At 73.7% G+C, this 8,943-nt stretch carries 6 protein-coding genes; 2 read left to right on the forward strand and 4 right to left on the reverse strand.

Annotated features, from left to right (window positions below):
• Positions 1-84 precede the first annotated feature (84 nt).
• Positions 85-1,434: a class-II fumarase/aspartase family protein gene (locus tag IO29_RS33000; protein ID WP_030381241.1), complete on the reverse strand. Its 1,350-nt coding sequence runs from the start codon at positions 1,432-1,434 to the stop codon at positions 85-87.
• Entirely contained in the window at positions 1,431-2,969 is a 1,539-nt protein-coding gene (locus IO29_RS33005) for an NAD-dependent succinate-semialdehyde dehydrogenase (protein ID WP_033225514.1), read from the reverse strand. The genes IO29_RS33000 and IO29_RS33005 overlap by 4 nt, the downstream gene beginning before the upstream one ends.
• Before the next feature lie 169 nt (positions 2,970-3,138).
• Between IO29_RS33005 and IO29_RS33010 the strand changes: the two genes are divergently transcribed.
• On the forward strand, positions 3,139-4,017 hold the full coding sequence (locus IO29_RS33010; protein WP_033225488.1) for a helix-turn-helix transcriptional regulator: 879 nt from the start codon (positions 3,139-3,141) through the stop codon (positions 4,015-4,017).
• Between the two features lie 382 nt (positions 4,018-4,399).
• Here IO29_RS33010 and IO29_RS33015 read toward each other — a convergent pair whose 3' ends face one another.
• Positions 4,400-6,112 carry an AMP-binding protein gene (locus IO29_RS33015; protein WP_420705370.1) on the reverse strand — a complete coding sequence of 571 codons (1,713 nt, stop codon included), beginning with the start codon at positions 6,110-6,112 and terminating at the stop codon, positions 4,400-4,402.
• Positions 6,109-7,794, reverse strand: a complete 1,686-nt coding sequence (locus tag IO29_RS33020) for an AMP-binding protein (RefSeq protein WP_030381237.1) — start codon at positions 7,792-7,794, stop codon at positions 6,109-6,111. Before IO29_RS33020 ends, IO29_RS33015 begins: the two co-directional genes overlap by 4 nt.
• A 137-nt stretch (positions 7,795-7,931) precedes the next feature.
• Between IO29_RS33020 and IO29_RS33025 the strand changes: the two genes are divergently transcribed.
• Positions 7,932-8,783 (forward strand): helix-turn-helix transcriptional regulator, encoded by an 852-nt coding sequence (locus tag IO29_RS33025; protein ID WP_030381236.1) that lies wholly within the window; start codon positions 7,932-7,934, stop codon positions 8,781-8,783.
• The last annotated feature ends 160 nt before the right edge of the window (positions 8,784-8,943 follow it).

Raw genomic sequence — 8,943 nt, forward strand, 5'->3', positions numbered from 1 at the left:
CAGGGGCTGGTCCGACGGCTGGGGCCTGTCTTCCGGTTCCCGTCGTCCGGGCGGACGACGGGAACCGGAAGACAGGCCCTGGCCCTAAGCCCGTCCGACGACGGACCGGGTCATGGCCCCGGCGCTGCCGAGGTAGCCGGACGGGTCGGTCAGGCTCCGGATGCGGTCCTCGCCGAGCGCGGCGACGACGTCCCGGTCGGCCAGCAGTGCGCGCACGAGGCCGGAGCCGGTTTCGGTGGCCCGGGCGCAGGCGGCGTAGACCACCTCGTGGGCGCGCTGCCGGCCGAGGCCGGGAGCGAGGGCCATCATGACGGCCTCGGCCATGATCAGTCCCCCGGTCAGGTCCAGGTTCTCGCGCATGCGGACACGGTCGACCGTCAGGCCCGTCAGCACCTGGGCCGCCTGCTCCAGGGAGGCGGACAGCAGGAGGAACGCCTCGGGCACGACGGCCCATTCGACGTGCCAGGGGCCGGTGGCCCGTTCGAAGTCCTGCATCGCCGCGTCCAGCATCGCCGCCGGTTTGTCCCGCAGCAGCTTCGCGGCGGCGATCATGAGTTCGCTGGAGATGGGGTTGCGCTTCTGCGGCATGGTGGAACTCGCGCCGCGGCCCGTGACGTAGGGCTCGGCCAGCTCGCCGAACTCCGTCGAGCACATCAGCGCCACGTCGGCGCCGATCTTGCCCACCGAGGCGCCGACGGCGGCGAGGAGCCCGACGATCGCGGTGAGCCCGTCCCGTGCCACGTGCCAGGTGATCTCCGGGTCCCGCAGGCCCAGTTCGGCGGCGAGCCCGGCCCGTACGCGCAGCGCCTCGGGTCCCGTGCCGAGCGAGGCGAGGGTGCCGGCCGCCCCGCCGAACTGGACCATCAGGTCGCGGCGGCGCACCTCGGCCAGCCGCTCGGCGTGGCGGTCCAGTGCCGACAGCCACACCGCGACGCGGTAGCCGAAGGTGACGGGCAGCGCGTGCTGGAGGTGGGTGCGGCCGGCGGTGACGGTGTCGGCGTGCGCCGCGGCGAGCCGGCGCAACTCCGCCCGCACCCGGTCCAGTTGGCCGGAGAGCAGCTCGAGCCCCCGGGCGCACCGCAGCATGGTCGCCGTGTCCATGATGTCCTGGGTGGTCGCGCCCCAGTGCAGATGTCCGCCGGCCTCGCCGCACTGCTCGGCGAGCTGGGTGACCAGGGGCAGGACCGGATAGCCGACGACGGCGGTGTCCCGGCGCAGCCGCTCGCGGTCGAGCCGGGCGGGGTCGCAGCGTGCGGCGATGGTGTCCGCGGCGTCGGACGGGACGACGCCCACCCGCGCCTGGGCCCGGGCGAGGGCCACCTCGACGCGGACGAGCGTCTCCAGATACGTCGTCTCGCTGAAGACGTCACGCATCGCGGGGGTGCCGAACATGTCCTGGAACAGCGGGGAGTCGAAGACGGTGCCGCCGTTCACCGGGTGCTCCTCGACGTCCCCGTCGCCCCCGGCCACGAGTCCCCCGGGGCGGGAGGCATGTCGATGGCCAGGTACTTCTGCTCCAGGTACTCGTCGATCCCGGTGTTGCCGCCCTCGCGGCCGATGCCGGACTGCTTCACGCCGCCGAAGGGCGCGCTGGGATCGGAGACGTAGCCGCGGTTGAGGCCCACCATGCCGGTCTCCAGCCGCTCGCCCATGCGCAGGGCGCGGTTCAGGTCCCGGGTGTACAGATAGGCGACCAGTCCGAACTCGGTGTCGTTGGCCGCGTGGAGTGCTTCCTCCTCCGTGGTGAAGGTGCGGATCGCCGCGACCGGCCCGAAGATCTCCTCCCGTGTGATGCGCGCCCCCTCCGGGACGTCGGTGAGCACGGTCGGCGGGTAGAAGTACCCGGGACCGTCCGGTGTCCGCCCGCCCGTCCGGATCCGGGCGCCCGCGGCGACGGTCTCGTCGACCAGGTGGGCCACGCGGCGCCGCTGCCGTTCGTCGATCAGGGGACCGAGGTCGGTGTCCGGGGCGGTGCCGGGACCGACCGAGAGCGCGTCCATGCGGGCGACCAGCCTGTGCGTGAACTCCTCGGCGACCGCGGCGTGGACGTGGAAGCGGTTGGCGGCGATGCAGGCCTCGCCGACATTGCGCAGCTTCGCGGTCAGCGCGCCCTCGACCGCGGCGTCCAGGTCGGCGTCCTCGCACACGAGGAACGGGGCGTTGCCGCCCAGCTCCATGGAGGTGCGCAGCACGGTGTCGGCGGCCCGTGCCAGCAGGAGGCGGCCGACGGCGGTCGAACCGGTGAAGGAGACCTTGCGCAGCCGGGGGTCGCGCAGGAGGGGTTCGGTGAGCTCGCCGGCCCGGGTGGTGGGCAGGACGTTGAGGACGCCGGCGGGCAGCCCCGCCTCGGTGAGCACGTCCGCCAGTGCCGCCGACGTCAGGGGTGTCTGCGGGGCCGGCTTGAGCACCATGGTGCAGCCGGCTGCCACGGCCGGTCCGACCTTGCGGGCCGGCATCGCCAACGGGGCGTTCCAGGGCGTGATCAGCAGACAGGGTCCCACCGGCTGACGGGTGACCAGCACCCGCGCCGAGCCGTCCTCGCTGACCTTCCAGGTGCCGTCGACGCGGACGGCCTCCTCGCCGAACCAGCGCAGGTAGTGCGCCGCGTAGTGCACCTCCGCCCGGGACTCGGCGAGGGACTTGCCCATCTCGGCGGTGATCAGCAGCGCGAACTCCTCGACGCGTGCGAGGAGGAGGTCGTGGGCGCGCCGCAGGATGTCGGCGCGGCGGCGCGGGGGCACGGCCGCCCAGCCGGGCTGTGCGGCGCTCGCGGCGTCGAGTGCGGCGGCCGCGTCCGCCGGTCCGGCGTCGGCCACCTCGCACAGCGTCCGGCCGGTGGCGGGATCCTCCACGGGGAACGTCGCCCCTTCCGCGGCGGGCCGCCAGCGGCCGTCGACGAACACCCCCTTCGCGGTCTGGTCGAGGACGTCGTCCTGGGGACGGGTACGGGCTGGAGTCTGTGGGTGCACGGTTCTCCACTTCCTGTGCGTGCGGGGGCCACGGTGCGTGGTGGACTCCAGACTGATCCGGGACGACTCCTCGTGGACGCGCACAGCACGTCCTGCGTGGACGCGGACGCGGCCGCCTAGGACGCGCAGGGCCAGTCGGGAACGGCCCGGATCGGCGAGACTGGGAGGCGTGGCTGAGACCAATCGTGAACTGGCCGACTTCCTGAGACGGGCCCGCGCGCAGGTCGACCCCTCGCGCGCCGGTCTTCCCCCGGACGGCCGGGTCCGGCGTGTGCCGGGCCTGCGGCGTGAGGAGGTCGCGCTGCTGGCGGGGGTGTCGACCGACTACTACGCCCGTCTGGAACAGGGCAGGCGCATCACGCCGTCCCCCGCGGTGGTCGAGGCGCTCGGGCGCGCCCTCGGTCTGGACGGTGCCGGCCGGGCCCATCTGCGGGACCTCTTCGGTATCGGCGCGTCCCCGGCGACGGGCGGCGGCCGTCCTCCCGGGATCCAGCGCGTCCGGCCGGGGCTGTACCAGCTGATCGACGCCCTCGACGGGGAACCCGTGCTGATCCTGGGCCGGCGCACCGACATCCTCGCCGCCAACCGCATGGCCCGCGCGCTCTTCGCCGACTTCGACGGCATGCCGCGCCGGGAGCGGAACTACGCGCGCTGGATGTTCCTCGACGAGGACGCCCGGGCGCTGTTCGCCGACTGGGAGGACCAGGCGCGCACGGCCGTGGAGAGTCTGCGCCTGGAGGTGGGCCGCGATCCCCGCGACCGGGCCACCACCGCTCTGGTGGCGGAGTTGCGGGAGCACAGCGCCGAGTTCGACCGGTGGTGGGAGCAGCACCGGGTGCACCAGCGCACCCACGGCTCCAAGCGGCTCCGCCATCCCCTCGTCGGCGAGCTGACGGTCGAGTACGAGACCCTCACCCTGCCCGGGGACCCGGACACCACCCTGTTCGTCTACACCGCCGAGGCGGGCTCGCCGTCCCGGCGGGCCCTGGACCTGCTGGTGAGCTGGACCCTGACGGAGACGCGCGCGGAGAGCGGTCACGAGGGGTGACCCGGCGTCCGCGGCCCCGTGCGTGCCGCAGGTGGCGTACCCGCCCTACGCAACCCTCAAATCAACCTCTGAACCCCGCGCCCGGGCGCTTCGACCGCCCCCCGGCGCGGGCACATTCCCCGACACACGAGGCCCGCCGGCACGGGGGCGGCGGGCCTCGTGGACGTCACGCGGAACCGGCAGGGGTGTTCGGACCCGCGTCATGGAGAACCACCGGTCGCCGAGCGGACGAACGCGGTGAGCGGTGCGGCGCAGGGGCGGCCCAGGTCGTGGGGCCGCCCCTGCGGCGTGCCGGGGGCCCGGGGTCGGGGCCCGGGGTCGGGGCCCGGAGCCCCGGAGCCCGGGGCCCAGGGCTTGATCCAGGCGACGGGCCCCAGGGCCGTCAGCCCCGTCCGTCCGGCTCCGCGTACCGCTCCCGGAGCTCCACCTTGCGGACCTTCCCCGACACCGTCATCGGGAAGGAGTCGAGGACGCTCAGCCGGGTGGGCACCTTGTAGTGGGCCAACCGGCCGTCGCAGAAGGCGCGTACCTCCTCCAGGGTGGGCGGGTCGCCGGCGTCGCGCGGGATGACGCAGGCGAGCACCTCCTCGCCGTACCGCTCGTGCGGCACGCCGACCACCTGGACGTCGGCGATCTTCGGGTGGGCGTAGAGGAACTCCTCGATCTCGCGCGGGTAGACGTTCTCGCCGCCGCGGATGATCATGTCCTTGATGCGGCCGACGATCTCGACGTACCCGTCCTCGCGCATCATCGCGAGGTCCCCGGTGTGCATCCAGCGCCCGGCGTCGACGACCTCCGCGGTCTTCGCGGGCTCCTCCCAGTACCCGAGCATCACGCTGTAGCCGCGGGTGCACAGTTCGCCGGAAGTGCCGCGCGGCAGTGTCACCCCGGTCGCGGGGTCGACGACCTTGACCTCGATGTGCGGCAGGACGCGGCCGACGGTGCCGGTGCGGTGCTCCAGGTCGTCGTCGCGGCGGGTCTGGAGCGAGACGGGTGAGGTCTCCGTCATGCCATAGCAGATGGACACCTCCTCCATGTGCATCTCGGCGACGACGCGTTTCATCACCTCGACCGGGCAGGGCGAGCCCGCCATGATGCCGGTGCGCAGGGTGGAGAGGTCGTAGGAGGCGAAGTCGGGGAGGTTCAGCTCCGCGATGAACATGGTGGGGACGCCGTACAGCGAGGTGCAGCGCTCGCGCTGGACGGCCTCAAGGGTCGCCGCCGGTTCGAAGGAGGGGGCCGGGATGACGATGCAGGCGCCGTGCGAGGTGGCGCCCAGATTGCCCATGACCATGCCAAAACAGTGATAGAACGGGACGGGAAGGCAGATCCGGTCCTGTTCGCCGTAGCCGACCGTACGGCCCACCCAGTAGCCGTTGTTGAGGATGTTGTGGTGGGAGAGGGTGGCGCCCTTGGGGAAGCCGGTGGTGCCCGAGGTGTACTGGATGTTGATGGGGTCGTCGCAGCTCAGCCCCGCCCCGATCTCCGCGAGCCGGGCGGGCGGGACGGCCGGGGCGCCGGCGGTGAGCGCGTCCCAGGACGGGTCGCCGATGTGGACCGTCTCGCGCAACCGGGGGCACCGGCCCCGTACTTCCTCCACCAGGGCGCGGTAGTCGCTGCCCTTGTGCGCGAGCGAGGCGATCAGCAGGGTGATCCCGGCCTGTCGGAGGACGTACTCCAACTCGTGCGCCCGGTAGGCGGGGTTGATGTTCACCATGACGGCGCCGATGCGGGCGGTGGCGTACTGGGTGAGCACCCACTCCGGGCAGTTGACCGCCCAGATGCCGACCCGGTCGCCGGTGGTGACGCCCTTGGCGAGCAGTCCGCGCGCCACCTCGTCGACGGCGGCGCCGAACTCGGCGTAGCTCCAGCGGCGTCCGGAGGGGACGTCGACGAGGGCGTCGCGGTCCGGGTACGCGGCGATCGCGCGGTCGAGGTTGGCGCCGATGGTGTCGCCGAGGAGGGGCGTCGTGCTGGTGCCGTGGGCGTACGACGGAAGGGGCACGTCCGGATCCGGCGTCGTCTGGAAGTCCGGGGCCGTCGGGAATTCCGGGGCCGTCGGGAGTTCCGGGGGCATCGGGAGTTCCGGGGTCATCGGAAGTCCTCCTCGCGGTACTCGTCCGTCGAGCCGGCGGCCGTGGCCTCGCGCAGTTCGATGCGGCGGATCTTGCCGGACACGGTCTTGGGCAGCGAGCCGAACTCCAGCCGGCGGATGCGCTTGTACGGGGCGAGGGTCTCCCGGGAGTGCTCGAAGATCACCTTCGCGGTGTCGGGCCCGGGCTGCCAGCCCTCGGCGAGGACGACGTACGCCTTCGGCACCGCGAGCCGCAGCTCGTCGGGGGCGGGCACGACGGCCGCCTCGGCGACCGCCTCGTGCTCCAGGAGAGCGCTCTCCAGCTCGAAGGGGCTGATCTTGTAGTCGCTGGCCTTGAAGACGTCGTCACTGCGCCCGATGTAGGTGAGGTAGCCGTCCTCGTCCCGGGAACCGATGTCGCCGGTGCGGTAGTAGCCGCCTGCCATGGCCTCGGCGGTGCGGTCGGCGTCGCCGTGGTAGCCGGTCATCAGGCCGACGGGGTGGTCGGACATGTCGATGGCGATCTCGCCCTCGTCCGCGCCGGGGGCGCCGGAGACCGGGTCGAGCAGTTCGATGCGGTAGCCGGGGCTGGGGCGGCCCATCGAACCGGTCTTGAGCCGCTGGCCGGGGCTGTTGGAGACCTGCACGGCCGTCTCGGTCTGCCCGAAGCCGTCCCGGATGGTGACGCCCCAGGCGCGCCGCACCTGTTCGATCACCTCGGGGTTGAGCGGCTCGCCGGCGGCGACGACCTCACGCGGGCGGGTCCTGAGCTGGCCCAGGTCGGCCTGGATGAGCATGCGCCACACGGTGGGCGGGGCGCAGAAGGTGGTGACGCCCGCCTTGTCCATCTCGGCCATCAGCCGGGCCGCGTCGAAGCGGGTGTAGTTGAACAGAAAGACGGTCGCCTCGGCGTTCCAGGGAGCGAAGAGGTTGGACCAGGCGTGCTTGGCCCAGCCGGGCGAGGAGATGTTCAGATGCACGTCGCCGGGCTTCAGCCCGATCCAGTACATGGTGGCGAGGTGGCCGACCGGGTACGAGGTGTGGGTGTGCTCGACCAGTTTGGGGCGGGCGGTGGTGCCGGAGGTGAAGTACAGCATCAGCGGGTCGTCGGAGTGCGTGGGCCCGTCCGGGGTGAAGCCGGCCGGTTCCTCGTACGCGTCCTCGTACCGCTGCCAGCCGTCGGGGGCGCCGCCGACCGCGACACGGGTGTAGCGGCCGGGCACGTCGGCGAACTTCTCCGCGTCCGAGGTCCGTACGACGACGTGCCGGACGCGGCCGCGCTCGATACGGTCGCGCAGGTCGGCGGGGCCGAGGAGGGGAGTGGCGGGGATGACGACGGCGCGCAGCTTCATCGCGGCGAGCATGGTCTCCCACAGCTCGGCCTGGTTGCCCAGCATGACCAGGACCCGGTCCTCGGCGCGCACCCCGCGCCCGCGCAGCCAGTTCGCGACCCGGTCCGAGCGCTCCGACAGCTCCGCGAAGGTCAGCCGTACGGTGCTGCCGTCCTCCTCGACGATGTGCAGGGCGGTGCGGTCGTTGCCGCGGGCGATGACGTCGAACCAGTCGAGCGCCCAGTTGAAGCGCGCCGGGCGGGGCCAGCGGAAGCCCTCGTAGGCCGTGCTCCAGTCCTCGCGGTGGGCGAGCAGGAAGTCCCGCGCGGCCCTGAACTCCTCGGTCGCGCCCGTGCCGGTGGTCGCCGTCATGTGTCCTCCTCGGTGCCGGACTCATTGCCGGACTCATTGCCGGACAGCCGTCCTCCATCGTCTAATCCGTGATGCGGGTCTCACCACCCCCGAACGGGGGGGTGGGCGGCGGGCGCCCGCGGCGAAGGGCGGACGGTATGGCGGCTGACGCGGCCCAGACGGCCGATGCGGTGGAGGTGCGGGGTGCGCTGGCGCGGCTGCGGCGGGCGACGGGGCTGCCGGTGGCGTTCGGCGGGCTCGTGGAGCCCGGGCGCCCGCAGATCCGCATCAGCGAGCTGAGCGGCACCGCGACGGCCGCGCTGCGCTCGCTGGCGGTGGTCTCCGGCAACGGGCTGGGCGGCAGGGTGGTGGCGCTGGCCCGGCCGTACGCGGTGACCGAGTACTCGGCGGCCCGGCACATCACCCACGAGTACGACGCGCCGGTGGCCCGGGAGGGGCTGCGGTCGGTGCTCGCGGTGCCGGTGGTGGTACGGCGGCGGGTGCGGGGGGTGCTGTATGGGGCGCTGCGCTCGGCCCAGCCGCTGGGCGACCGGACGCTGACGGCGGCGATGGAGGCGGCGCGGGACGTGGAGCAGTCGCTGGTGGTGCGGGACGAGGCGGCGGGGCTGGTGGCGGCGGCGCGGGGGGCCGCCGGCGTGGCCGGCGGGGCCGGGGCGGCCGGGGGCGACTGGGAGCGGGTGCGGGAGGCGCACGGGGCGCTGCGCGCGCTGGCGCCGCGCATCGCGGACCCCGCGCTGCGGGCGGAGCTGCTCGCGGTGTGCGGGCGGCTCGCCGGGGGCTCCCGCGAGGCGGATCCGGGGCTGTCGCCCCGGGAGGTGGACGTGCTGTCGTGGGTCGCCGTGGGGGCGACGAACGCGGGGGTGGCGGAGCGGTTGGGCGTCCGCCCGGAGACGGTGAAGGGGTATCTGCGGTCGGCCATGCGGAAACTGGGGGCACGGACGCGCGGCGAGGCGGTCGTCGCGGCGCGGCACGCGGGCGCGCTGCCGTAGCCCTCCGGGCGGGCGGGGGGTTCCTTGTGGCCCGGGGGCCGGGACGGGTGCGGGCGGGCGCCTCATGGCTCGGGGGTACGCGTGAGAGTGGCGGGTGCGGGTGGGGGGTGGTCGCTCGCGCAGTTCCCCGCGCCCCTAAAAGCCGGGGACGTCCCTGGCT

This window comes from Streptomyces sp. NRRL F-6676 (genome assembly GCF_000725625.1).
Classification (GTDB): domain Bacteria; phylum Actinomycetota; class Actinomycetes; order Streptomycetales; family Streptomycetaceae; genus Streptomyces.

Bases quoted from the DNA above. Each gene is read 5' to 3' on its own strand.
- IO29_RS33015 (WP_420705370.1), bottom strand. From the start codon at position 6,112: ATGACCCCGGAACTCCCGATGCCCCCGGAACTCCCGACGGCCCCGGAA.
- IO29_RS33020 (WP_030381237.1), bottom strand. From the start codon at position 7,794: ATGACGGCGACCACCGGCACGGGCGCGACCGAGGAGTTCAGGGCCGCG.
- IO29_RS33025 (WP_030381236.1), top strand. From the start codon at position 7,932: ATGGCGGCTGACGCGGCCCAGACGGCCGATGCGGTGGAGGTGCGGGGT.